This window comes from Streptomyces sp. NPDC025638, assembly GCF_055558775.1.
Map to the genome: position 1 here is coordinate 109,074 of NZ_JBVHLX010000014.1, position 24,300 is coordinate 133,373.

Here is a 24,300-nt window from a genome sequence, read left to right on the forward strand (position 1 = left end):
GAGGCCCACGGGCCGCCGACGCGGTCCGGCCTCTGCCCGGGCCGACAGCGACTACCGGAGGCCGGAGACGTCCCTGTTCCGTAAGGGTTCACATGCTCCGAAACGGCCTCGTGGCGAGTGGGATGGAGGGCATGAAACTGCGTGTCTCTCCACCGGTGTTCAAGGGCAGGCTGCACGATGCCCGCACGGCGACCTCGATCGGTCGCTGGCTGGGTGCGGCGTTCGGCGTGTGCTTCGTCACCGGTCTGATCAGCCACTTCATGCAACATCCGTCGAGTTGGCCGGCCATCGACATCCCGAGCCGTCCGGCATGGGGCTATCGGGTCACCCAGGGCCTGCATGTCGCCTCCGGTATCGCGGCGATTCCGCTGTTGCTGGCCAAGTTGTGGACCGTGTATCCGCGCTTGTTCGAGTGGCCGCCGCTGCGGTCGGTCCGGCACGCGCTCGAGCGGCTGTCGGTCGCGGTGCTGGTCGCCGGGGCCGTCTTCGAACTGGCCACCGGGCTGCTGAACACGGCCCAGTGGTACCCGTGGCCGTTCTCGTTCGTGCCGGTGCACTACGCGGTGGCGTGGCTGGTGGTCGGGGCGCTGGTCCTGCACATCGCGGTCAAGGCACCCGAGATCCGGGCGCACTGGAGCCGACGGTCGCCCGGGACTCTCGCCCTGCCCGCGCAGGACGGTCCCGACCGGCGGTCGCTGCTGACCGCGGTGGGCGCGGCCGTCGGGGCCGTCACGCTGACCACGGTGGGCCAGTCCTTCACTCCTCTGAAGGACTTCATCCTGATCGCGCCCCGCCATCCGGACCACGGCCCGCAGGCCCTGCCCGTCAACCGGACCGCTGCGGCGGCCGGAGTCGGCCGGATCGCCGACGAGGAGTACCGCCTGGTGGTGGCCGGGCCGCGGCCGTACACCCTGACGCTGGACGAACTGCGTGCTCTGCCCCAGCACGTGGTGGAGTTGCCGATGGCCTGCGTGGAGGGCTGGAGCAAGTCGGCGCACTGGACGGGCGTGCGGATCGTGGACCTGCTGGAGCGGGCGGGCGCTCCGCCGCATGCGCGGGTGAGGGTGGTGTCGTTGCAACTGCGCGGCGGCTACCGGGTGTCGGAGATGGGGCACGAACACGCCCGCGACCCGCTGACCCTGCTCGCCCTGCGCCTGAACGGAGAAGAACTCGACCCCGACCACGGTTACCCGGCGCGGCTCATCGCCCCCAACCGTCCGGGCGTGCTGCAGACCAAGTGGGTGGGCCGGCTGGAGGTGCTGGCATGAAGGTGACGCGTTACCTCGCGGGTGGGCTCGGCGTTGCGCTCATGAGCGTCGGCGCGTCCCTGCTGGTCGACGTCCGTGACTTGACGGACGTACTGCTCTGGCTGGGCGGGGCGATCGTTCTGCACGACGCGTTGATCGCGCCGTTGGTGCTGCTGGCAGGGCTGGTGCTGGTCCGTGGCGGCGCTCGCGGGCCGGTCCGCGGGGCGCTGCTGGCCGCGGGCGCGTTGACGGTGGTGGCGCTGCCGGTTCTGCTGCGCCCGGGGCCGCGGGCCAACGCCTCGGTGCTCCCCCTGGACTATCCGCGCAACTGGCTCATCGCGCTGGTGGCCGTGGCCGCAGTGACGACCCTCTTGGTTCCCGTGCGGGTGTTCGCCCAGGCCCGGTCCCGGTGGCGACGTCAGCGATCCGTAAGGAATGGCGATGTCAGCGATCGGTAAGAACACCAAACCCCTTATGTCTGCTTTGCGTTCGTAGGGTGAGTGGGGTGATTGAGACATCCTCCTTCCGTGTGGCCGTCGTACTGCCCCGACTCGACGAGGCCGCGGCGCTGCCGCTGCTCCGGGACGTCGACACCGGAGCCGACGCCGCTCCAGTGGCCGGCCTCTGCCGACCCGGCTCGCGTTACGCCGCGGTCCTGACCGCATTCGCGCAGGTCGTGATTCCGTTGCCCGCACACCTCGTTGCGCCGGCACCGCCCGCCGATCGGCTCGCGCCCGCGGAGCCCGGTGAGCCCTGGACGGACGATCCCTACGCCCGTGCCCTGCGCACCGGCCGCGGTCCGCTGTACCTGCGCCGCATGACACCCTGCACGCCCGGGGCGGCAGAACTGCTCCCGCTGGACGTGGAGCGGTGGTGCGCCGCCCCCGATACCGCCGACACCGGCGTGCTGCGCCGCTGCACCGGTCCCGTCCTGGACGTCGGCTGCGGACCGGGACGCCTGGTGGCCGCCCTGGCCGCGCGCGGCGTACCGGCGCTGGGCGTGGACATCAGCCCGGCCGCCATCGCCAGGACCCGGCGTCACGGCGGAGTTGCCCTGCGGCGGTCCGTCTTCGACCGCCTGCCGAGAGAGGGCCGCTGGGGCACCGCTCTGCTGATGGACGGCAACGTGGGGATCGGCGGCGACCCGGTCGCCCTGCTCGTCCGCATGCGGAGCGTGGTCCGCCCCGGTGGCCGTCTGCTGGTCGAGGCGGCCGGCGATGACGTCGACGAGCGCCTCACTGTCCGCGTCGAGGACGCTCACGGGCGCCACGGGCGGCCGTTCGCCTGGGCCCGCGTCGGTACGACCGCGCTGCTGGATGCCGCCGACGCTTCCGGCTGGGCTCTCACCGGTCGGTGGACGGTCGCCGGCCGCCCCTTCGTGGAACTCCACCGCCCGAATCCCGGGTACGTCGAGTCCTCCACGGCCCACGACGACCACCTCACGGCCACCCATACGGGGCCCACACGGCCATGAGCGACACCGCCACCTCACACCAACCAGGCTCCGGGGCCTCCGCGACGCCGCCACCTCCTGCAACCGCTGGGGACTGATTCACACCGTGACGCCACGTCACCCCTGCCAGACGTCCGCCACCGAAGGGGCCAGGGCACTGGCCTGGGTGTGGCCCGCGCGGGCGGCGGCCGGCCGACGCCTGTCATCCGTCATGTTGCGGCCCATGACACGGCGCGCTGTGTGGTCCGGGGTCAGCAGGACGACATGCGCCCCGTCGTCGGACAGTTCCGCGGCCTGTTGCGAGGCGCTCGGATGCGGCCCGACCGCCTGGGGGATCGGCACGACCGCCAGCACCCGGCGGTACCCGCGTGCCAGCTGAAGGTTGGCGGTCGCACGACTGCCGCCATCCATCCAGCGTCGGCCGGCCACGGCAACGGGTGGCCATACGACGGGCACGGCGCAGCTCGCCGCGACCGCTTCGAGGAGTGCCACTCCAGAGCGCGAGTCGAACACCTCAAGTTGTCCGGTCTGCACGTCGATTGCGGTGATCCGCAGCTTGCGCTCGGGCCAGTCGCGTACCTCGCCCAGGAGCGCGCCGACCGTATCGAAGACCTCCGACTCCGGGGCGGTCCGGGTGCGTAGCGCTGCCCGGGCGAGGCGTTCGATGGACCGCTGGGGGTCGCGGGAGCCGAGCGCCGCCCAGAGGAAGCGCGCCGTCTGGCGCGCTGTCACCGGCAGTTGGACCGCGTCCGCTCCAGACAGTTGGCGCTCGTACAGATCCGCAGCCGGGACGCCTGCCAGGAGTCGGGATCCGAAGACGGCACCGGCGGAGGTACCGATCACGACGTCGGCGCTGCGGAGATCGATCCCGGCTCCGGTGAGCCCTGCGAGCACTCCGGTCAACCAGGCCCCGCCCACCGGTCCGCCGCCGCCGAGCACGAGTGCGGTGTCGGACAAGTTTCCCCCTTCCTCGTGAACGGCATCCCCGTGTACGGCCGCGAGCGTCCCGTCCATGGGAGGCAAAACGGGGAATGGTCCCCGGTTGCCCGGTTGACGATAGCATCCGTACCGGGGAGCACTCCCCGGTACGCGGGGTGAGACGAGGGAGACACGATGGGCGACCGCCCGCCGGCAGGACGCCGTGATGCGGTGCGCAACCGGAAGCTGCTGACGGACAAGGCCCGTGAGGTCTTCGCCGAACAGGGCCTGGACGCCCCGCTCGATGAAATCGCCCGGCGGGCGGGCGTGGGCAACGCGACCCTCTATCGCCATTTCCCGACCCGTGCCGCGCTCGTCGATGAGGTCTTCCGGGATGCGCTCACCGAGACCACAGCGGCGGGGGAGCGAGCACGAACCGCCGAAGACGCATGGACGGGACTGACGCAGTACCTACGAGCCGTGTTCGCGGGCTTGGCGGCAGACCGCGGCACCAACGACCTCATGACCACGAACCTGGAAGGCGTCACTTCCCTGGAGGCGATCCACGCCCACAACCGCACAACCATCGACGGGCTGATCCGGCGCGGTCAGGAACAGGGCACGATCCGCCGGGACCTCATCACCGAGGATCTGCTCTTCGCCCTTGCGGCACTGGGCCGGGCCGTTCCCGCGCTCACCACGGTCGCCCCGGACGCCTGGGTCCGCCCGCTCACCCTGCTCCTCGACGGCCTTCGCGCCCGCCCGGCCACGCCCCCTCTGCCCGGACCGGCCCTCACCTCCGCCCATCTCGGCACGGTGCTGCTCAATCTTGGCCCGCACAGGCGGCGTTGAGAGGTTTCTTGGCCAAACTGGGCACCCTCGGGTTGCCTTCCTCCCCTCGGCTACGTACCTTGTCCGGCCTTGCGTCGCGTCCACGGGGGAAGCGGCCGAGAACGGGAGGGGGCGCTGCCGGTGGCGGGGCGTCCGGAAAGTCCGCTCGATCCGAGCCACGGGCCGGTGGCCCGGTTTGCTGCCGAGTTACGCAAGTTGCGGGCGGAAGCCGGCAGTCCCACCTACCGGACGATGGCGAAGGGCGCGGGGCAAGGCGCGAGCACCTTGTCGCAGGCGGCCGCGGGGGAGCGGCTGCCGACACTGCCGGTGACGCTGGCCTACGTCCGTGCCTGCGGCGGAGATCCGGGGGAGTGGGAGGTGCGGTGGCGTGAGGCGGCCGAGGAAGCGGCGGCCGAGCCGCGCATCGAGGACGAGGACGCTGAGCCGCCCTACCGGGGCCTGGCCCGCTTCGAACCCGCCGACGCCGAGTTGTTCTTCGGCCGGGACGAGCCCACCGGCCGGCTGCTCGAACTCGCGTCGTCCCGCCGATTCACCGCGGTGTTCGGCCCTTCGGGCAGCGGTAAGTCCTCGCTCCTGCGCGCCGGCCTCATCCCCCGCCTCCGCACTCCGGGCCCGACCGGTCCGCAGCCCGCCGCGCTGCGCGTCCTCACCCCCGGTGAGCACCCGCTGCGCACCCATGCCGCGCGCCTGACACCCAAGGACGGCGACGGTGACACGTGGCTGATCGTCGATCAGTTTGAAGAGATCTATACCCTTTGCGCCGACCCCGCGGAGCGTGATCAGTTCATCGACCGCCTGCTGACGGCCACCGATCCCGCGGCTCGGCTGCGTGTCGTCATCGCCGTGCGTGCCGACTTCCTCGGCCGCTGCGCCGAACACCCCGGGCTGACCGCCGCCCTGCAGGACGGCAGCCTGCTGGTCGGGCCCATGAGCCGCGATGAGCTGCGTGCGGCAGTGGTCAGACCCGCCCAGGTCGGCGGGCTGATCGTGGAGCGTTCCCTGACCGCCCGCATCCTCGACGAGGTCGAGGGCGAACCCGGCGCCCTGCCGCTGATGTCGCACGCTCTGCTGGAGACCTGGCACCGCCGCAAGGGCCGCGCACTGACCGAGGAGGCGTACGACGCGGCCGGTGGCCTGCACGGTGCGGTCGCCCGCACCGCCGAGAGCGTCTTCACCCGACTGACGCCCGGCCAGGCCGAGTTGGCCCGCCGCATCCTCCTACGGCTCGTCACCCCGGGCGACGGCACACAGGACACGCGCCGCCCCGTCACCCGCGCCGAACTCGGCGCGAACGACCCCGGCGACGTGGCGACCGTCCTGGAGCGGCTGGCCCGCGCCCGGCTGATCACCCTGGACCACGACACCGTCGACCTGGCGCACGAGGCACTCATCACCGCCTGGCCCCGACTGCGCGGCTGGATCGACAGCGACCGCGAACGGCTGCGCGCGCACCGTCGGCTCACCGAGGCGGCGCAGGCCTGGGACGCGCTGGACCGGGATCCCGGCGCGCTCTACCGCGGCACCCGCCTGGCCGCCGCCGAGGAGACCTTCACCGTTCGGGACGACCTGACCGGGCTGGAGGGCGCGTTCCTGACCGCGAGCCTGGAGGCCCGGGCCGGCGAACAGCGGGCGGCTGTGCGCACCACGCGGCGCTTGCGTTCTCTGGTCGCCGGTCTGACGGCCCTGGTCCTCGTGGCCGCAACCGCGGCGACCGTCGCCTTCCAGCAGCGTGCCACAGCCCGCGCCCAGCGCACGGTTGCCATGTCCCGGCAGATCGCCGCCGAGGCGGACCAGCTCCGTGGCATCCATCTCCCGGCACAGGTGCAGAACGCCTCGCTGGCGGCCCAGCTCGACATCGCGTCGTACCGGATGCGCCGGTCTGCTCGCACATACACGAGTCTGCTCAGCGCCGCCAATTCGACGCTGTTCTCCGAGACTCCCGACCAGAGCCGCAGCTCGGGCGATGCGAACGACATCGGCAACGGCCGGGTGCCCGCCGACGCGTCACGCCGGCTGCTGGCTCTCGCCGGGCCCGACCGCGTCATCCGGCTGTGGGACATCCGTGATGTCACCCACCCCCGGCGCGTGGGCCGTGCCCTGCGCGGATCGGTGGTGGCGCTCAGCGGGGACGGAAGCCTGCTGGCCGCCGAAGACGACACCGACGGGAGGATTCGGCTGTGGGACACCTCCGACCCCAGCCACCCTGCCGACCTCACCACTTTCGGCCTGCCCGGCGACACCATCGGCAACACCGTTGCGCTGAGCCCCGACGGACGCCTGCTCGCGGCGGGCGGACAGAGGGTCTACCTGTGGGACATGCGTGACCGCAGGCACCCCGCACGGCTGGGCCACTCCCTGCCCGGTGACCTCCCCGCCTTCAGCCCGCACGGACACCTCCTGGCCGCGGCGAGCAGTCGGAGCGGCGACACACAGTTGTGGAACACAGCCGATCCGATGCACCTCCGGACACTGGGCGTCCTGCACCTTGGTTCCGGCGGAACACAAGACGTGGTGTTCGGCCCGGACGGGCGGACCCTGGCCGCGGACGACGGCGATACGCAGGTCTGGCTCTGGGGCATCGCGGACCCCCGACGCCCGGAACTTCTCTCCCCGCCGCTCGAGAATGCGGACGGATCCGAAGTCGCCGCGGTGGCCTTCAGCCCCGACGGCCGCACGCTCGCCGTGGCCGGGGACAATGGAGTCCAACTGTGGAGCACCGCGAACGATGACGAACCGACGCAACTGGGCGAACCGTTGGGCCAGACGTCCTATGGCGGCATTGCCCTCGTCTTCGGCCGCGACAGCCGCAGCCTGGTCACCGACGACCAGGTCATCCGGGTATGGAGCCTGCCGCCCGTGCTGACGGACTGCTCCGATGTTTCGGTGAGCGGGATGAGCCCCGACGGCCGGAGCCTGGTCACCACCTGCGGTCCGGAGCAAGTGAGGTTGTGGGACACGGCGGACACCGGAAACCCCAAGCGTCTGGGCGCTCTTCCCGGCACCTCCGCCGTATTCGCGCCCCGTGGTCGCCTTCTCGCGGTGGCGGAGCCGGACGGTGGTACGCGACTGTGGGACGTCAGCGATCCGGCGCGTCCCCGCCGGCTGGGCCGTACGTCGGCCAGGCGCGAGCACATGATCGCCGCCCTGTCCTTCAGCGCCGACGGCCGCACGATGGCCGAGTACGAGGAGCCCCAGGTCGTGGCGCAGCCCATCGTCGACGCCGGAAGCAAAGCGTCCAGCGGAAGTGCCGCACAGGGCTGGGGAGATGGGCAGGCCGACGACGGCGGCGGCCGGGTCCGGTTGTGGGACGTGGGCAGTCCCGGCCGTCCTCGCCTCCTCGGAACCGCTGAGTCTCCCGAGGAAGACGTCTTCGACACAGCCCCGTCCCTCGCGCTGAGCCCCGACGGACACACGCTTGCCCTCGCGGGCTCCACGCGGAGGGTCAGGTTCTGGGACACCCACGACTTCTCCCATCCGGTCCGCGCTGCCCGGACCCTCACCGGAGAGTCGGTCGACTTCGCCCCGCACGGACACACGCTTGCGGTGGCCTCCAGGGACGGAACCCTGCGCCTGTGGACCGTTTCGGACGCGGCGCGTCCAAGGCCGCTCAGCTCCTCGATCGACGCCTCCGGTTCCGTCTCCGCGCTCGCCTTCGGCCCCGACGCACGCACACTCGCCACCGGCACCACGGACGGCCTGATCAGGCTGTGGGACGTCACCGACCCCGTGCACCCCTCCGCCACGGGTGATGCGCTGGTCGGCCACTCCGACGCCGTGCGGTCAGCGGTCTTCGGCCCCGCAAGCCGCACTTTGGCAACGGGCGCCGACGACGGCACGGCACGCCTGTGGGACCTGGATGTCGACGAGGCCGTGCGCCACATCTGTGCCATGACCGGCAACGCCCTTGACCGGCAGCGGTGGAGGAACCACCTGGGGAACCTCCCGTACCAGCCGCCGTGCCCATGACCAATCGGCGCGTGGTGAAATGACGGGCACCGAGCGTAGGCGCTCGGTCCGTGCCCCGGCCGAGTGGAATGATCGAGGTACCAGGCCGGATACGCTGGAGGGATGATCGAGAATCTTCCCCCCTGTCCGAAGTGCTCGTGCGAGTACACCTACGAGATGAACGCCCTGGTGGTGTGCCCCGAGTGCGGCCACGAATGGGTTCCCGCCGAGGCCGGTGCCGAGGGCGGCGACCTCGCCGGAGAGCGCGTCGTCAAGGACGCCGTCGGCAATGTGCTCCAGGACGGCGACACCGTGGTCGTGGTGAAGGCGCTCAAGGTCAAGGGCAGCCCCTCCGGGATCAAGGCCGGGACCAAGGTGCGCAACATCCGACTGGTCGACGGGGTCGACGGCCACGACATCGACTGCAAGGTCGACGGTTTCGGAGCGATGCAGCTCAAGTCGAGCGTGGTCAAGAAGGCCTGACCCTCCCGAGCAGGGGTCCCTGGCGGGTTTCACCCGGGGCGCCACAGGATGCGGAATTGCAAAAGTTCGCAATTAGTTAGATGCTGTGTTTGCTGTGTTCGCAGGTAGCCGCGGGCGCAGCGTTTCGCGTCTGCCCCCTCAGTGGGGCCTCGTAGGGGAAGCCGAGGAGTCGTGTCCGTTCCGCTGTACCAGGCCAAGGCCGAGTTCTTCCGGATGCTGGGGCATCCCGTGCGGATACGAGTGCTGGAGCTGCTGCAGGACGGGCCGATGCCGGTACGGGACCTGCTGGCCGCCATCGAGGTCGAGGCTTCGGGCCTGTCGCAGCAGCTGGCCGTGCTGCGCCGCTCGGGCATCGTCACCTCGACGCGCGAGGGCTCGACGGTCGTCTACGAACTGGCCGGCGGCGATGTCGCCGATCTCATGAAGGCCGCGCGGCGGATCCTCACCGAGATGCTGGCGGGCCGGAGCGAGCTGCTGGCCGAGCTGCGGGAAGCCGAGGTCGTCGCGCAGTGACCTGGGCCTTCGGCCGGGCGTGGGCCCGGATCATGGTGCTGCTGCCGAACCGCTCCGACCTCGCGGAGATCCGGCGCGACCCGCGCCGGGACCTGCTCGCCGGTCTGACCGTGGCGATCGTCGCGCTGCCCCTCGCGCTCGGCTTCGGCGTCTCCTCCGGGCTGGGCGCCGAGGCGGGCCTGGCGACCGCCGTGGTCGCGGGGGCGCTCGCCGCGGTGTTCGGCGGATCCAACCTGCAGGTCTCCGGCCCGACCGGTGCCATGACGGTCGTGCTGGTGCCGATCGTCGGTGAGTACGGGCCGGGCGGAGTGCTGACCGTCGGGCTGATGGCGGGCGTGCTGCTCGTCGGCCTGGCGGTACTGCGGGCCGGGAAGTACATGCAGTATGTGCCCGCCCCGGTGGTCGAGGGCTTCACCCTCGGGATCGCCTGCGTGATAGGCCTGCAGCAGATCCCGAACGCACTGGGTGTGCCCAAGCCGGAGGGCGACCGGGTGCTGGTGGTGACCTGGCGCGCGGTGGAGGAGTTCGCGAAGGCTCCGAACTGGACGGCGGTCGGCTTCGCCGTCGCGGTGGCCGCGATCATGCTGCTCGGTGCCCGGTGGCGGCCGGCCGTGCCGTTCTCGATCGTCGCCGTGGTTGCGGCGACGATCGTGGCACAGCTGGCCCACCTGGACGCGGCCAGGCCGATCGGCGACCTTCCGGCGGGACTGCCCGTGCCGTCCTTGTCCTTCCTCGACCTCGGCTCGGTGGGGACCCTGATCGCTCCCGCCGTGGCGGTCGCGGCCCTCGCCGCCCTGGAGTCCCTGCTGTCCGCCTCGGTCGCGGACGGTATGACGGTGGGGCAGAAGCACGACCCGGACCGGGAACTGTTCGGGCAAGGACTGGCCAACATCGCCGCCCCGCTGTTCGGGGGCGTGCCCGCGACCGGCGCCATCGCGCGCACCGCGGTCAATGTCCGCACGGGCGCGGGCTCCCGCCTCGCCTCCCTCACCCACGCCGCCGTTCTCGCCGTGATCGTCTTCGCGGCGGCGCCTCTCGTCTCCCGGATCCCGCTGGCCGCGCTCGCCGGTGTCCTGCTGGCCACCGCGATCCGCATGGTCGAGGTCGGCTCACTGAAGGCCATGGCGAAGGCGACCCGCTCCGACGCTCTCATCCTCGTCCTGACCGCCGTGGCGACGCTGGCCCTGGACCTCGTGTATGCCGTGATCATCGGCCTCGTCGTGGCCGGCGCCCTCGCCCTGCGTGCGGTGGCCAAGCAGGCGCGCTTCGATCAGGTGCCGCTCGACCGGGGCGACCACAGTGCCGAGGAGCACGCGCTCCTGGCCGAGCACATCGTGGCGTACCGCATCGACGGCCCGCTGTTCTTCGCCGCCGCCCACCGCTTCCTGCTGGAGCTGACCGAGGTCGCCGACGTCCGCGTCGTCATCCTGCGCATGTCCCGGATCTCCACCATGGACGCCACCGGCGCCCTGGTCCTCAAGGACGCGGTGGAGAAGCTGCACCGCCGCGGCATCGTCGTCCTGGCGTCGGGCATACGACCCGGTCAGCGCCAGGTCCTCGACTCCGTCGGCGCGCTGGAGTCGCTGAGCGCCGAGGGCCGCGAGTACGCCTCCACCCCCGACGCGATCCGGGCCGCCCGTGACCACCTGGAGTGCTCCGGCGTCCTGCCCGTCCTTCCCGTACCGAACCCCCGAACCCCCAGCGAGGAAGCCCTGCGATGAGCACTCTTCCCGCCAACCTTCGTATGGTCGAGCTCTCCGGTGCGGAGGCCCTGTGGCTGCTGGAGGGCAGCAGTCTGGGGCGGCTGGTGTATGCGCAGCGGGACCTGACCGTGATCCGGCCGGCTCGGCACGTATGGGAGTACGGCCGCCTGGTCGTCCGTGCACCCGCCCCCGCCGCGGCGGTGTCGACGGCGGCGACGTACCAGGTGGACGACATCCGCGCCGTGTCCGGCACCGGCTGGACGGTCACCGTCTCCGGAGCGGCCGAGGTGGTCACGGACCCCGATGAGGCCGCCCACTACCGGCGCAGTCTGTCCGGCTGGGCACACGGCCCGCATGACACCCTGCTGCGCCTGCACCCCAAGACGGTCACGGGCTTCCGTCTCGCCCGCGGGGAGGCGTGAGTGATGTCGACACAGCTGGAAGCCCTGCCCTACCGGCACGTGCTCACCCTGCCCGCCGAACCCTCAGCTGTACGGATGGCCCGCGAGACCGCTGAGCAGGCGCTGGTCGAGTGGGGGATCGGGCTGCGTCACCCCACGGTGGACCCGGCCCTGCTGATCCTCGCCGAGCTGGTCACCAACAGCGTGCGGCACGCCGCCCTGGTCTCCCCGCAGTTGACGGTGATCTACGCGGCGGGCCAGGACTGCCTGGCCCTGGCCGTCCACGACCGCCACCCGTACCAGCCCCCGTTGTACGGGTCGGTCACCGGCACGGGCACCGGCACCGGCACCGGAACGGGCACCGGCGGTCTGGCGACCGTCATGGAGCTCACGCTCGCCCTGGGCGGCACCGCGGTGGTCCGCGCGGATGCCGACGGCGGCGGCAAGAGCATCTGGATCACCCTCCCCCTCTGACCCCGGACAGCGGACGTCCACTGCCCACCCGCGCAAGGAAGTTCACCACCATGACCATCGACTGGCGCTACACCGTCGAGGACAACTTCGGCATCCTGTCCGTCGCCGGATACCTGGGCCCCGACGCCGTCCGGCGCTTCACCGGCGCGGTCGGCTGGGCGCTGGCGCGCGGCACCGGCCCGGTCGTCGTCGACCTGACCGAGCTGCGCAGCTGGTCGGCCGAGGGGCAGCTGGCGATCACCGAGGCCGCCCGGCGCCTCAAGGACGCGGGCCGCAGCCTGGAGCTGGCCGCGATTCCAGCCGACGGTTCGCTCGTCCCCACCGGGGACGGCCCGCCGATCCCGGTCCACGCCGACCTGGCCGCCGCGCTGGCGGTTCACGGCCCGGAGCGCGCGGAACAAGCGGAGGGGCGCCACGAGTGGCGCACCACCGGATGGCCGGCCGGACAACAGGCAGGCGAGTGACCTCTCCGGCTCAGCCCCGGGCGAAGGCGCCGTCGCCGTCCCGTACGGGCACGACGGTGCAGACGTCTTCCTCGGTGGCGATGGCCACGTCCTCGACGAATCCCAGGGCGGCCAGCCGGCGACCGGACGCGCTGGTGCCGACCGCGTGGGCAAGGTCGGCGGTGCCCTCGTAGCCTGCCTTCGCGGCCGCGGCCTCCACGGAGAGCGGGCCCGCACCCTGGGAGCAGAGCTCGGAGATCAGGGCCCCGGCGCCCAGCAGGTCTTCCAGGGCGGGACGCAGGCTCCCGTCCGACCACCGCTCACCCGCGGCTATCACGGCGATCGGATGCTCGGGGGTGCCGTAGCCGCGGGCGACGATCCAGCTGCTGACCGCGGAGACATTGCGCAGACAGGCGGCTATCACCCGCACGCCGCGTGGTGCTGCGGCCGCGATGGACGCGCCGTTCGGCGACGGCAGCACCAGGCGGGCCACGAAGGGGGCGGCGCGCAGATGGGCGGGGGACAGGGACCACGGCGTCTCGGGGGTGATGGTGTGGCGGTGGGCGGCCAGCCTGGCGCCGGACTGGCGGGCGTACGCGGCGGCGGCCTGCGCGGCGCCGGTCCGTTCCACCTCGGTCGCCGGCCCGCCCGGCCACCAGAAGGGCAGGACACGAATTCCCTTCTCCACGGCGACGCTCACTGCGGTGGTGAACGAGAGTACGTCGACGGCGACCAGGCACGCGGCCTCGGAGGCGAGACGACGTGCGCCTGCGGGTCCCCATTCGAAGCGGACTCCGGTGCCGCGCTGGATGTCCCAGTCCCCCATCGTGCCCCTCCCTGGTCGGCCCGCCGTGCGTGGTTCAGTCGCCGTTGCGGTGGGAGGCCGACCGGCCGGGGTGGCCACCCAGGGACAGCTTCAGCAGCCGGGCGTTGCCGCAGCGGGGGCAGGCGCCGCCCGGGGCCAGGGCGGCGGGCCGGCACTCGAGACGGCAGGCGGGGCACTTGTGCCAGACGACGCCGGTGCCGCGCAGCGGGGTGATCCTCACGCAAACCTCCCTCATACGACCTCAGCAGTTGCTAATCTTAGCAATTGCTGAGGTCGTCACCGCTGGATTGTGGCTCTCCTGCTCAGTGTGGGTTCGGCCCGGCCGGGGGCGCACGCGAGGATGGGCCGCATGTTGTTGACGAATGGGTGGATGGGATGCGCCGAGGCCCGGCCGATGGGGCCGAGCTGCTGCACCGGGGAGGTGAAGGCGCGGTGAGTACGCCGCTGTATCAGCTCAAGGCCGAGTTCTTCAAAACCCTCGGCCACCCGGCCCGCATCCGTGTCCTGGAGCTGCTGAGCGAGCGCGAGCACGCGGTGTCGGAGATGCTTCCCGAAGTGGGCATCGAGCCCGCCCATCTCTCGCAGCAACTGGCCGTGCTGCGGCGGGCGAACCTGGTCAGGACCCGCAAGGAGGGCTTGAGCGTCTACTACTCGCTGGCCAGCCCGCACATTGCCGACCTGCTTCGAGTGGCCCGCACGATCCTGTCCGGAGTACTGGCCGACCAGGCCGAACTCCTCGCCCATCTGCAGGCCGCGCAGGGCGAAGGAAAACCGCCGCCGTAGCCACGGCCTCCTCCCGAACCCGTACGAGTTCGACCAAGGACGCAAAACCACGGCAAAGCACCGTAACTTCACACGCGGGATGGCGCGTTGGTCACTCGCAGACAAGTCCTCACCGTGTCAGGGAGGGGCTCATGGGCCTGTTGCGCAAGATCCGCACCACCGGTCGGGTGGCTGAGCCCGCACCGCCGCCCCCGGAGGGTGAAGTCCCGGACCAGGCACGGGCGTTCGGCGGATCGGTGCAGGTGCGGTGCGTGGACGCGGGCTCCTGCAACGGCTGCGAGATCGAGATCGCCGCGGCCTTCAACCCGGTGTACGACGCCGAGCGCTACGGGGCCCGGCTGGTGGCCTCGCCCCGGCACGCGGACGTGGCGCTGGTGACCGGGCCCGTGACCCGGAACATGGCAGAGCCGCTGCGGCGCACGGTGGCCGCGATGGGCGAGCCGCGGCTGACGATCGCGGTGGGGGACTGCGCGATCAACTGCGGGGAGTTCGCGGGCGGCTACGGCGTCGAGGGCGCCGTCGCCGATGTCGTACCGGTGGACCTTGCCGTGCCCGGGTGCCCGCCGGAGCCGGGCGAGATCGTGGCGGCGCTGCGCAGAGTGACGGGAAGGTGAGCGTGATCCCGGCCGCCCTGGCGACGGCCACGGCACTGGGCGGCACGGGCGCACTGGCCGGGTTCGGGCTGCCGTATCGGCTGCGCGTGCCGGTCGTGGGAGTGCTGACCGCGGGCGTGGGGGTCGGTGGTGGTACGGCGGGTGTGGCTGCTCTGGGCGGCAGCCGCTGGTCGGCCGCCTTTCCCGGGCTGCTGCCGCTGGCCGGGTCGTATGCGGCGGTGGATGCGCTGGCGGGCCTGTTCATGGCGGTGGCGGGGGCCGTCGTGGCCGCGGTCGCGGTGTACGGCATCGGCTACGCGGCCGGGCACGGTCCGCACGGGCTCGGCTCGCGGACGGCGCAGGCGGTGCTGCCGCTGTTCGCGCTCACCCTGGTGCTGGTGCCCGTGGCCGCGTCGGTGTCCACGTTCCTGCTGCTGTGGGAGCTGATGGCGGTCGCCTCGCTGGTGCTGGTCCTCGCCGAACACCGCGAGCGGGCCTCGGTGCGGCAGGCCGCCGTCTGGTACGCGGTGATGACACACCTCGGCCTGGTGCTGCTGCTCGCCGGGCTCGCGCTGTTCGCCGCCGAGGCGGGCGGCGAGACCTTCACCGCACTGCGAGCGGGCGCACATGCCGTGTCGCCGGCGATGCGAGGGCTGGTCTTCGTGCTGGTCGGCCTGGCGTTCACGTCGAAGGCGGGCGCGTTGCCGCTGCACGCCTGGCTGCCCCGGGCCCATCCCGAAGCGCCCAGCCCCGTCTCGGCGCTCATGAGCGCAGCCATGGTCAATCTCGGCGTCTACGGCCTCGTCCGCACTGGCCTCGACCTGCTCGGCGGCGGTCCGGCCTGGTGGTGGCTGGCAGTGCTGGCGGTCGGCGGGGCCAGCGCGGTGTACGGGATCCTGCAGGCGGCGATCGCCTCCGATCTGAAGGTGCTGCTGGCGTACTCGACGAGCGAGAACATGGGCCTGGTCCTGATCGGAGTCGGGGCTTGCGGGCTGTTCGCCGCCTATGGCAATCAGCCGCTGGCCGCGCTGGCGCTGGCGGCGGCGCTGCTGCACGTGGTCAACCATGCGGCGTTCAAGGCCCTGTTGTTCTGCGCGGCCGGATCCGTGCTGCGCGCCACCGGCCGGCGGGACCTCGACCAGCTGGGCGGTCTGCGCTCGCGGATGCCGGCCACGGCCGGACTGTTCGCGCTGGCCGCACTCGGAGCGATGGCGCTGCCGCCGGGCAACGGGTTCATCAGCGAGTGGCTGCTGCTGCAATCCCTGATCCACGGACTGAAGGTCCCGGGCGTTGCGGTGGCGGTCGTGCTGCCCCTGTCGGTGGCGCTGATCGCACTGTCGGCCGGCGTCGCTGCCGTCGCGTTCGTCAAGGCGCTCGGAGTGGGCTTCTTCGCCCGGCCGCGCAGCTCATCGGCGCAGGACGCGCGGGAGGCGCCGCCCCTGATGATCGCCGGGATGGGACTGCTCGCCGCCGCGTGCGTGATGCTCGCCCTGGTGCCGGGGCTGCTGGGCGACGGCCTCGACCGGGCCGTGAGCGCGGTCGGGCTGCCGGGCACCGGCGCGGTGTCGGGCGGCGGAGTGCGGGTGCGGCTCGCGGACATCTCCGCTTCCCTGTCACCGGTGTGGGTCGTGGCCGCCCTCGGCGCCGCGCTCATGCTGGCCGCGGGACTGCCCCGGCTCTACGGACGCCGTCGGCGCCGGGCGAACGCCCGGTTGTGGGACTGCGGTGGCGGGGCGCCGACGGCGCGCATGGCATACACCGCGACCTCGTTCGCCGAACCGCTGCAACGGGTCTTCGACGACGTCCTCGCCCCCGAGCAGGACCTGAACGTCACGCCGGTGCGCGAGTCGGCCTACCTGGTGGAACGGGTGCGTTTCCAGCGCCGGGTGCCCGACCGGATCGAACACCGGCTGTACGAACCGGTGTTGTCCGCCCTGGCGGGCACCGGACAAGCGGCCCGGCGGCTGGCGAGCGGCAGTGTCCACCTCTATCTCGGCTACGGCTTCGCCGGCCTGGTCGTCCTGCTGGTGGCGTTGGTGGTGGGCTGGTGAGAGCGAACAGATGAGTGCTGTCGGATACGCTGCTGTGGCCGGTCAGATCCTCGTGGTCGGCGCCGGGGCGCCCCTGGTGACCGGGTGGATGCGGCAGGTTCGGGCCCGCCTGGAGGGCCGGGCCGGTGCGGGGATGCTCCAGCCCTGGCGGGACGCCCGCAAGCTGCTGCGCAAGGAGCCCATCACCCCCGTGGGGACCGGGCCCGCCTTCCGTGCGGCCCCCGCGCTGCTGGTCGCCACCACCGTCGTGGCCACCGCCCTCGTACCGCTGCTGTCCACCGACACCCCGGTCAGCTCCCACGCGGACCTCATCCTGGTGGTGGCACTGATCGCGCTGGGCACCATGGCCCTCGCCCTGGCCGGGCTGGACACCGGCACCGCCTTCGGCGGTATGGGCGCCTCCCGGGAAATGACCGTCGCCGCGCTGGTCGAGCCGACCCTCCTGCTCTCGGTGTTCGCCCTGTCGATACCGGCCGGGACGACCAACATCCCCGCCATCGTCACCGGCGCGGTCCATGAACCGGCCCGCCTCGCCTCCCCGGCCGGGCTGCTGGCCACCGCCGCCCTCGCGGTCGCCGTGCTTGCCGAGACCGGGCGGATCCCGGTGGACAACCCCTCCACCCACCTCGAACTGACCATGATCCACGAGGCGATGGTGCTGGAGTACGCCGGTCCGGATCTGGCGCTGGTCGAACTCGGCGCCCAGATGCGGCTCACCCTGCTGCTCGGCCTGCTCTCCGCCCTGTTCGTGCCCTGGGGCATCGCCACCCACGCCTCCTGGGCGGCCCTCGCCGTGGCGCTGGTGCTGTTCGTGGTGAAGGTCTGTGTGCTGGGCGCGGTGCTCGCGGCGGCCGAGGTGTTCTGGGCCAAGGTCCGGCTGTTCCGCGTGCCCGAACTGCTCGCCGGCTCCTTCCTGCTGGCCCTGCTCGCGGTGACCGTCTCGTACTTCCTGAGCGGAGCGTCATGAGCAGCAGCCTCTACACCCAGCTCCTCGATCTGGCCTGCGGCGCCTTCCTGCTGGCCGCCGTGATCGTGCTGTGGCGACGCGAGCTGGCCTCGATCGTCCGCGTCTTCGCTCTGCAGGGCATCGCGCTCGCCGCGATCGCCGTCCTGCTCGGCGCGCACGAGGAACGCTGGGACCTGATCGCCGTGGGACTCGGCATCGGCGCCCTCAGGGCGGGCCTCCTGCCGTATCTCATGCGGCGCGCCCTGGCCGCGCTCACCCAGGACCGGCAGTGGCACGGCGACGGGGGAGCGGAGGCACGCGAGACACAGCCCCTCGTCAACGTCGCAGCCTCCCTGTTGACCGCCGCCCTGCTGACACTGCTGGCCTACGCGGTGGCCCGACCGCTGACCGAGCTGAACCCGACACCCGCCACCCGCGCCCTGCCGGTCGGCCTCGCCGTCGTTCTGATCGGCTTCTTCGTCCTGGTCACGCGGCGCCGGGCGCTCGCCCAGGTGGTCGGGTTCCTGCTGCTGGACAACGGCATCACCGCCACGGCGTTCCTGGCCACCTCCGGGGTGCCGCTGATCGTCGAACTCGGCGTCTCCTTCGACGTACTCCTGGCGGTGCTGGTGCTGCAGATCCTCACCACCAGGATGCGGGCGGCGTTCGGCACCACCGACATCGACGACCTGCGGGAGCTGCACGACTGATGAGCCCTACTGCTTCCGCGCTGCTCCTCACCGCGCCCGCCACCGTGCCACTGGTCGTGGCCGGCGCGTACGCACTTGCCGGACTGCGCATCCGCTCGACCTCCCCGGCACTCCCCGCAACCCTGCAACGAGCGTCCGCACGGGGCACCGTACTGGTCGCGGAGGCGCCGCGGCCCGGCAAGGCTTCGAAGCGCCACCCGCTGGACTGGGTCGGGCTCGTCTCGCCCGCCGTGATCCTCGCGTGCGGCAGCGTGCTCGCGGCGGACGTCGTCGCGGAAGGACCGAGGTCGGCGTACTCCGGTCTGCTGCGCGCGGACGCGCTGACCGCGTGGATGCTGTTGGTGGTCGGAGCCGTCGCACTGATCGCCTGCGGTTCTGCCCCCGCGTATCTGAGAGGCGAGCGGGCCGCCGGACGGACGAGTGACGAGGCCGCGTGGCGCTACCACGTTCTCGTGCAGGCGTTCCTGGCCGCGATGTGCCTGGCCCTCGTCACCGCGAACCTCGGCGTGCTGTGGGTCGCGGTCGAGGCCACCACCATCGTCACCGCCTTCCTCGTCGGCCACCGTCACACCCGCGCCTCCGTGGAGGCCGCCTGGAAGTACGTGGTGATCTGCTCGGCCGGCATCGCGCTCGCGTTCCTCGGCACCGTGCTGATCTACTACGCGGCCAGACAGGCGGGCATCGCCGAGGCATGGGCGCTCGACTGGCCCACCCTCGTCTCCCGTGCCGACCGCCTCGACCCGGCGGTGACCCGGCTCGGCATCACGCTCGTCGTCCTCGGCTTCGGCGCCAAAGCCGGCCTGGTCCCGCTGCACGCCTGGCTGCCCGACGCCCACAGCCAGGCCCCGGCGCCGGTCTCCGCGCTGATGTCCGGGGTCCTGCTGTCAGTGGCGTTCGCCGCGGTCCTGCGCTACCGGGTCATCGCGGACGTGGCCCTCGGCCCGGACTTCACCCGCGTCCTGCTCGCCGGGATCGCCCTGCTCACCCTCGCCCTGGCAGCCGGACTCCTGCTCGCTCAGCGCGACTACAAGCGGATGCTCGCCTACTCGTCCATGGAGCACATGAGCCTGATCTCCCTGGCCGCGGCGATCGGCAGCCCGCTCGCCCTGTCCGCCGCGCTCCTGCACATCGCCGGCCACGGGCTCGCCAAGTCCGTCGCCTTCTGCGCCTCCGGAAGCATTCTGCAGGTGACGGGCACGGCACGGATCGGCCGCGTGCGCGGGCTGATCGCCCAAGTGCCCCGGACGGCCGGAGCGTTCGGGCTTGCGGTGGTGGCGCTGATGGCCTTCCCGCCGTTCAGTCTCTTCGCCTCCGAACTGGGCATCGCCCGGGCCGGCTTCGCCGCGGGGGCGGGTCTGCGCTGGGCCATGGCGGCGGCCCTGCTGTTCGTGCTGGTCGCCTTCGCCGCGCTCGCCGCCCGCACGGCCCGGATGCTGCTCGGACCGGGAACTCCGGCCGAGGAGAATCCGTCCGCCGTGGGGCCACTGCTGCTGGGCCTGGCCGCCTGCGCCGCCCTGGGTGTGGCCACCGGCCCGCTCACCGACCTGCTGGATGCCGCCGCCCAAGTGATCGGAGGCCACTGAAGCGATGCGTACGACGTACCAAGTGAGCCCCTCCGCACTGCCCCGGCACGCCGAGGACCTGCTCAGCAAGAACCACCGACTCGCCCTGGTCTCCGCGCACATCGACGAGACCGGGCCACGCGTGGTGTATCTGTTCACCTCCGGCCCGCCCGACACCCGCACCGAACTCCACGTCCGCCTCCACCCCGACCACCCCGAAGTCCCGACGCTTGCCCCTCTCTCCTTCCCGGCAGGCCGGTTCGAGCGCGAGATGCGCGACCTGTTCGGCATCGTCCCCCGCGACCATCCACTGCCCCGCCGTCTCGTCCGCCACTTCCACTGGCCGCGCGGCTGGTACCCCATGCGTCCCGACGCCGGACCGGCGCCGACCTTCAGCGAACAGGAAGGGCCGTATCCCTTCCTGGAGGTCGAAGGCGACGGTGTGTACGAGATCCCCGTCGGTCCCGTGCACGCCGGCCTGATCGAGCCCGGTCACTTCCGCTTCTCCGTCGTCGGCGAGACCATCCTCAAGCTCAAGGCCCGCCTCTGGTTCGTCCACAAGGGCATCGAGAAACTCTTCCAGGGCCGGTCGATCGCCGCCGGCCTCCCGCTGGCCGAGCGCATCAGCGGCGACACGGCAGTCGGCCACTCGCTCGCCTACTGTCTGGCCGTCGAGGAGGCCACCGGCACCGAGGTGCCGGACGCGGCACAACGCGCTCGCGCGATGCTCCTGGAGCTGGAGCGCATCCACAACCACGTCGCCGACCTCGGCATGCTCTGCAACGACGTCGGCCACGGCATCCTCAACGCCCATGCCCAGCGAGTGCGCGAACAACTCCTGCGCCTCAACCGGGAGATCACCGGCCACCGGTTGCTGCGCGGCGGCGTCGTACCCGGCGGTGCGGCCCTGCTCGCCCTGCCCGATCCAGCCCAGCTGAAGGCGATCGGCAAGGACATCCGGGAGATCGCCGACCTCGCCCTCGGCCACTCCACCGTCCGTGACCGCTTCACCGGAACGGCCATCCTGCACACCGCCGCCGCCCGTGAGATCGGCTGCCTCGGCTATGTCGCCCGGGCCAGCGGCATCGCCGACGACGCCCGCGTGGCGCACCCCTTCACCGCATACGGCACGCAGTTCGGCGTACCCGTCCATGACGGTGGTGACGTCCTGGCCCGCTTCCTCGTCCGCGCCGAGGAGATCGAGACCTCTCTCGCCCTGATCGAGCAGTTCGCCGACGGACTGACCGCCCCCAGGGCGATGCTCGCCGCCCAGCCGCCACCCGGTGCGGGCCCCGGCACCGGAGTGGGCCTGGTCGAGGGCTGGCGCGGCACCATCGCCACCCGAGTCGAACTCGCCCCGGACGCCACCCTTGCCCGGGTCAAGCCGGTCGACCCGTCCTTCTTCAACTGGCCCGCGCTACCAGTTGCGTTGGCGGACACGATCGTCCCGGACTTCCCCCTGACCAACAAGAGCTTCAACCTGTCGTACGCGGGCAACGACCTGTAGCCCGCCTGCGGTTCAGTCTGCTGCGGAGGCGCGGGCGCGGTGCTTGCGGATCTCTCGTCCGGCCAGGGCGATGGCGGCGATGTTGCAGGGGAAGGCGAACAGGCGGGCGGGTTCGGGGACGTCGACGGCTCGCAGCAGGCTGGCTCCGGCCGCGGCCAGGAGAAGGGCCACGGGCGGAAACCTGCGCCAGGGCGGGATGTCCGGCAGGCGGGCTGCCTTGAGCGTGTATCGCAGGGCGAGTGCGAAGAGCACGATGAGCAGGGCGAGCGGTAGCAGCATGTGGGTCGCTTCTAGGGCTCGATGAGGCCGACGCGGATCGCGTAGCGGGTGAGTTCCAGGCGGTCGCGCATGCCGAGTTTCTGGAGGAGGTTGGCGCGGTGCCGTTCCACTGTCTTGACGCTGATCACGAGGAGTTGGGCGATCTCCTTGGACGTGTGTCCCTCGGCGACGAGTTTGAGGATCTCCTCTTCGCGTTCGGTGATGGGGCGCGCGGGGAGCCGGTCGCCGCTTCTGGCACGGTCGAGGTAGGTGCGGATGAGGGCGGACTCGGCGCCGGGGTGGATGAACGACTCGTCCCGCAGGGCCGCACGGCACGCTTCGACGAGGTCTCGGTCGGCGACGGACTTCGGCACGTACCCGGAGGCGCCCGCCTTGAGCGCTTCGAAGAAGTACTGCTCGTTGTCGTACATGGTCAGCATCAGGATGCGCAGGTCGGGGAGGATCCGGGAGAGCTCACGGGCGGCCTGCAGACCGGTCTGGCGAGGCATGGCGATGTCGAGGATGGCCAGGTCGATGCCGGTGCCCCGCGCCTGGGCGACGGCCTCGGCGCCGTCGGCGGCTTCGGCCACGACGGCCAGATCGGGCTCGGCATCGAGGATGAGGCGGACGCCACCGCGGACCAGGGCGTGGTCGTCGGCGAGCAGGATGCGGGCCGGTGCAGTCATCGCACGTGCTCCTGGATGCGGTCGTCAGCTGTGTTGCCGGTTACTCGGAGGCGTATCTCGGTCCCGCCCTGGGGGCCTTGGCCGATGTCGAGCTCGGCGCCGACGAGGAGGGCGCGTTCCCGCATCCCGCGATGCCGGCGCCTTCGGGCGCCTTCCCGATGCCCGTACCGTTGTCGCGGACCAGGAGTGCCACTCCGGCGTCCGGCAGAGGGCTCAGTCGGACCTCCACGCGAGTGGCACGGGCATGGCGAGCGGTGTTGGTGAGCCCCTCCTGGGCGATGCGGTAGAGGACGAGTTCGGTGGAACGGTGAACGTCTACCGGGTCGACGACCCGGACGCGTGCGCGCAGTCGCTGCATCTGACCGAGTCGGAGGCGGCCTCGCTGATCAACGCGCTGGCACCGGCCCATCACAGCCCCAACCTGCTCTCCACGACCGACCTGGGGCTGGTGGCGGAGCGGATCGAGCTGTCGGCGGCCTCGTACTGGAACGGGCGTGTCCTCGGCGAGACCCGGATGCGTACCGACACCGGCGCCTCCATCGTGGCCGTGCTGAGGCGGGCACAGGCGATCCCCTCGCCGCCGCCGGACTTCCGGCTGGCCGGCGGGGACACCCTGATCGTGATCGGCACCCGCGAGGGTGTGCAGGCAGCCGCCGCGATACTCGGACGGGACTGAGGCGCGTGCACTCCTCCGCCATCTTCCTGATCGAGTTCGGCACGATCATCCTGGCGTTGGGGCTGCTCAGCCGGCTCGCCGGACGCCTGCAGTTCTCTCCCATCCCCCTCTACCTCCTGGCCGGGCTCGCCTTCGGCGAGGGCGGTCTGCTCCCGCTGGGCACCAGCGAGGAGGTCGTCGCGATCGGCGCCGAGATCGGCGTGATCCTGCTGCTGCTCATGCTCGGCCTGGAGTACACCGCCAGCGACCTGGTCTCCAACCTCAAGACGCAGTACCCGGCCGGCCTCGTCGACGCCGCGCTCAACGCCCTGCCCGGCGCCGCCATGGCCCTGCTGCTCGGCTGGGGCCCGGTCGCCGCCGTCGTACTGGCCGGCGTCACCTGGATCTCCTCCTCCGGCGTCATCGCCAAGGTCCTGGGCGACCTCGGACGCCTCGGCAACCGCGAAACCCCGGTCATCCTCAGCATCCTGGTCCTCGAAGACCTCTCCATGGCCGTCTACCTGCCCATCATCACCGCCCTGCTCGCCGGGGCCGGACTCGCGGCGGGCAGCCTCACGCTGGCCGTTGCCCTCGGTGTCGCCGGACTCGTCCTGCTCACCGCGGTGCGCTACGGACGCCACATCTCCCGCTTCGTCTCCAGCGACGACCCCGAAAAGCTCCTGCTGGTCGTCCTCGGCCTCACCCTCCTCGTCGCCGGGCTCGCCCAGCAGCTCCAGGTCTCCGCCGCCGTCGGTGCCTTCCTCGTCGGTATCGCCCTGTCCGGCGAGGTCGCCGAGGGCGCCCACCACCTGCTGGCACCGTTGCGGGACCTGTTTGCCGCCGTGTTCTTCGTCTTCTTCGGGCTGCACACCGACCCCGCCGAGATCCCGCCGGTCCTGCTGCCCGCCCTCCTGCTGGCGGTCGTCACCGGTCTGACGAAGATCGCCACCGGCTACTGGGCGGCCAAGCGAGCCGGAATCTCGGCCAAGGGCCGTTGGCGCGCAGGCGGCACCCTGGTCGCCCGTGGCGAGTTCTCCATCGTCATCGTCGGACTCGCCGTCACCGCCGGCAGCGAACCCAGGCTCGGCCCGCTCGCCACCGCCTACGTGCTGATTCTCGTGGTTCTGGGCCCGCTCACCGCCCGCTACACCGAACCGGTCGCCGCCTGGATCGGCCGGCGACGCACCCTGTCAGGGCCGAGCCCGGCCGCGATGTCCCCTGTGGAACCGGCCTCGGAGAGGGTGCAGGACCAGGGTCCTGTCGGTCCCGTGTGAGCAGGGGCAGCCGGGAG

General features: G+C 71.9%; 24 protein-coding genes and 2 pseudogenes. 20 read left to right on the forward strand and 6 right to left on the reverse strand.

Features of this window, described 5'->3' with window-relative positions; translation table 11 throughout:
• Positions 1 to 122: 122 nt before the first annotated feature.
• The 3 genes from ACZ4EG_RS32480 (at position 123) to ACZ4EG_RS32490 (ending at position 2,721) form a co-directional block, all read left to right on the forward strand.
• Complete coding sequence (locus ACZ4EG_RS32480; RefSeq protein WP_467793297.1) at positions 123 to 1,268, forward strand: molybdopterin-dependent oxidoreductase; 1,146 nt, start codon at positions 123 to 125, stop codon at positions 1,266 to 1,268.
• Entirely contained in the window at positions 1,265 to 1,705 is a 441-nt protein-coding gene (locus tag ACZ4EG_RS32485; RefSeq protein ID WP_453553110.1) for a hypothetical protein, read from the forward strand. Before ACZ4EG_RS32480 ends, ACZ4EG_RS32485 begins: the two co-directional genes overlap by 4 nt.
• Before the next feature lie 218 nt (positions 1,706 to 1,923).
• Positions 1,924 to 2,721 (forward strand): class I SAM-dependent DNA methyltransferase, encoded by a 798-nt coding sequence (locus tag ACZ4EG_RS32490; RefSeq protein WP_467793298.1) that lies wholly within the window; start codon positions 1,924 to 1,926, stop codon positions 2,719 to 2,721.
• A 96-nt stretch (positions 2,722 to 2,817) separates the two neighbouring features.
• On the opposite strand, the gene ACZ4EG_RS32495 is transcribed toward ACZ4EG_RS32490, so the two are convergent.
• Entirely contained in the window at positions 2,818 to 3,657 is an 840-nt protein-coding gene (locus tag ACZ4EG_RS32495; protein ID WP_467793157.1) for a patatin-like phospholipase family protein, read from the reverse strand.
• A gap of 156 nt (positions 3,658 to 3,813) precedes the next feature.
• On the opposite strand from ACZ4EG_RS32495, the gene ACZ4EG_RS32500 reads away from it, so the two are divergent.
• The 8 genes from ACZ4EG_RS32500 to ACZ4EG_RS32535 all read left to right on the forward strand — a co-directional run bounded on the left by ACZ4EG_RS32500 (position 3,814) and on the right by ACZ4EG_RS32535 (position 12,453).
• A complete protein-coding gene (locus tag ACZ4EG_RS32500) occupies positions 3,814 to 4,470 on the forward strand; it encodes a TetR/AcrR family transcriptional regulator (protein WP_467793158.1) in 657 nt (218 codons plus the stop codon).
• Positions 4,471 to 4,590: 120 nt separating this feature from the next.
• Positions 4,591 to 8,436, forward strand: a complete 3,846-nt coding sequence (locus tag ACZ4EG_RS32505) for an nSTAND1 domain-containing NTPase (protein WP_467793159.1) — start codon at positions 4,591 to 4,593, stop codon at positions 8,434 to 8,436.
• Between the two features lie 102 nt (positions 8,437 to 8,538).
• Positions 8,539 to 8,898 carry a zinc ribbon domain-containing protein YjdM gene (locus tag ACZ4EG_RS32510; RefSeq protein WP_363295999.1) on the forward strand — a complete coding sequence of 120 codons (360 nt, stop codon included), beginning with the start codon at positions 8,539 to 8,541 and terminating at the stop codon, positions 8,896 to 8,898.
• A 171-nt stretch (positions 8,899 to 9,069) separates the two neighbouring features.
• Entirely contained in the window at positions 9,070 to 9,411 is a 342-nt protein-coding gene (locus ACZ4EG_RS32515) for an ArsR/SmtB family transcription factor (protein WP_363296000.1), read from the forward strand.
• Positions 9,408 to 11,132 (forward strand): SulP family inorganic anion transporter, encoded by a 1,725-nt coding sequence (locus ACZ4EG_RS32520; RefSeq protein ID WP_467793160.1) that lies wholly within the window; start codon positions 9,408 to 9,410, stop codon positions 11,130 to 11,132. Before ACZ4EG_RS32515 ends, ACZ4EG_RS32520 begins: the two co-directional genes overlap by 4 nt.
• Positions 11,129 to 11,536: a pyridoxamine 5'-phosphate oxidase family protein gene (locus ACZ4EG_RS32525; protein ID WP_467793161.1), complete on the forward strand. Its 408-nt coding sequence runs from the start codon at positions 11,129 to 11,131 to the stop codon at positions 11,534 to 11,536. Before ACZ4EG_RS32520 ends, ACZ4EG_RS32525 begins: the two co-directional genes overlap by 4 nt.
• Positions 11,537 to 11,539: 3 nt before the next feature.
• Complete coding sequence (locus tag ACZ4EG_RS32530; protein WP_363296003.1) at positions 11,540 to 11,989, forward strand: ATP-binding protein; 450 nt, start codon at positions 11,540 to 11,542, stop codon at positions 11,987 to 11,989.
• A 50-nt stretch (positions 11,990 to 12,039) separates the two neighbouring features.
• Positions 12,040 to 12,453 (forward strand): STAS domain-containing protein, encoded by a 414-nt coding sequence (locus ACZ4EG_RS32535; protein WP_467793162.1) that lies wholly within the window; start codon positions 12,040 to 12,042, stop codon positions 12,451 to 12,453.
• A gap of 10 nt (positions 12,454 to 12,463) precedes the next feature.
• Here the strand turns inward: ACZ4EG_RS32535 and ACZ4EG_RS32540 are convergent, their stop codons facing one another.
• Together ACZ4EG_RS32540 and ACZ4EG_RS32545 are read right to left on the reverse strand one after the other, a co-directional pair.
• Complete coding sequence (locus tag ACZ4EG_RS32540; protein WP_453553093.1) at positions 12,464 to 13,258, reverse strand: 2-phosphosulfolactate phosphatase; 795 nt, start codon at positions 13,256 to 13,258, stop codon at positions 12,464 to 12,466.
• 34 nt (positions 13,259 to 13,292) lie between these two features.
• Entirely contained in the window at positions 13,293 to 13,478 is a 186-nt protein-coding gene (locus ACZ4EG_RS32545) for a hypothetical protein (protein WP_453553091.1), read from the reverse strand.
• Between the two features lie 212 nt (positions 13,479 to 13,690).
• Between ACZ4EG_RS32545 and ACZ4EG_RS32550 the strand changes: the two genes are divergently transcribed.
• The 7 genes from ACZ4EG_RS32550 to ACZ4EG_RS32580 all read left to right on the forward strand — a co-directional run bounded on the left by ACZ4EG_RS32550 (position 13,691) and on the right by ACZ4EG_RS32580 (position 21,410).
• Positions 13,691 to 14,041, forward strand: a complete 351-nt coding sequence (locus ACZ4EG_RS32550) for an ArsR/SmtB family transcription factor (RefSeq protein ID WP_453553089.1) — start codon at positions 13,691 to 13,693, stop codon at positions 14,039 to 14,041.
• A 131-nt stretch (positions 14,042 to 14,172) separates the two neighbouring features.
• Positions 14,173 to 14,655, forward strand: a complete 483-nt coding sequence (locus ACZ4EG_RS32555; protein ID WP_453553087.1) for an NADH-quinone oxidoreductase subunit B family protein — start codon at positions 14,173 to 14,175, stop codon at positions 14,653 to 14,655.
• Complete coding sequence (locus tag ACZ4EG_RS32560) at positions 14,652 to 16,685, forward strand: proton-conducting transporter transmembrane domain-containing protein (protein ID WP_467793163.1); 2,034 nt, start codon at positions 14,652 to 14,654, stop codon at positions 16,683 to 16,685. The genes ACZ4EG_RS32555 and ACZ4EG_RS32560 overlap by 4 nt, the downstream gene beginning before the upstream one ends.
• 10 nt (positions 16,686 to 16,695) lie before the next feature.
• The gene (locus ACZ4EG_RS32565) at positions 16,696 to 17,652 is read left to right on the forward strand and encodes a respiratory chain complex I subunit 1 family protein (RefSeq protein WP_467793164.1); all 957 of its coding nucleotides are present in this window, start codon (positions 16,696 to 16,698) and stop codon (positions 17,650 to 17,652) included.
• A complete protein-coding gene (locus ACZ4EG_RS32570) occupies positions 17,649 to 18,341 on the forward strand; it encodes a hypothetical protein (RefSeq protein WP_453553081.1) in 693 nt (230 codons plus the stop codon). Before ACZ4EG_RS32565 ends, ACZ4EG_RS32570 begins: the two co-directional genes overlap by 4 nt.
• A complete protein-coding gene (locus tag ACZ4EG_RS32575) occupies positions 18,341 to 19,924 on the forward strand; it encodes a proton-conducting transporter transmembrane domain-containing protein (protein WP_467793165.1) in 1,584 nt (527 codons plus the stop codon). Before ACZ4EG_RS32570 ends, ACZ4EG_RS32575 begins: the two co-directional genes overlap by 1 nt.
• A 22-nt stretch (positions 19,925 to 19,946) precedes the next feature.
• On the forward strand, positions 19,947 to 21,410 hold the full coding sequence (locus tag ACZ4EG_RS32580) for a hydrogenase large subunit (protein ID WP_467793166.1): 1,464 nt from the start codon (positions 19,947 to 19,949) through the stop codon (positions 21,408 to 21,410).
• A 12-nt stretch (positions 21,411 to 21,422) separates the two neighbouring features.
• Here the strand turns inward: ACZ4EG_RS32580 and ACZ4EG_RS32585 are convergent, their stop codons facing one another.
• From ACZ4EG_RS32585 to ACZ4EG_RS32595, 3 genes and pseudogenes are all read right to left on the reverse strand, one after another.
• Entirely contained in the window at positions 21,423 to 21,689 is a 267-nt protein-coding gene (locus ACZ4EG_RS32585) for a hypothetical protein (protein ID WP_467793167.1), read from the reverse strand.
• An 11-nt stretch (positions 21,690 to 21,700) separates the two neighbouring features.
• On the reverse strand, positions 21,701 to 22,354 hold the full coding sequence (locus ACZ4EG_RS32590) for a response regulator (protein ID WP_467793168.1): 654 nt from the start codon (positions 22,352 to 22,354) through the stop codon (positions 21,701 to 21,703).
• Positions 22,351 to 22,655: pseudogene (locus ACZ4EG_RS32595) on the reverse strand (ATP-binding protein); the annotation flags it as partial. The gene ACZ4EG_RS32590 and the pseudogene ACZ4EG_RS32595, both read right to left, overlap by 4 nt.
• A gap of 3 nt (positions 22,656 to 22,658) precedes the next feature.
• Here ACZ4EG_RS32595 and ACZ4EG_RS32600 point away from each other — a divergent pair.
• A pseudogene (locus tag ACZ4EG_RS32600) lies at positions 22,659 to 23,030 on the forward strand (cation:proton antiporter regulatory subunit); the annotation flags it as partial.
• 5 nt (positions 23,031 to 23,035) lie between these two features.
• Complete coding sequence (locus ACZ4EG_RS32605) at positions 23,036 to 24,283, forward strand: cation:proton antiporter (protein ID WP_467793169.1); 1,248 nt, start codon at positions 23,036 to 23,038, stop codon at positions 24,281 to 24,283.
• The last annotated feature ends 17 nt before the right edge of the window (positions 24,284 to 24,300 follow it).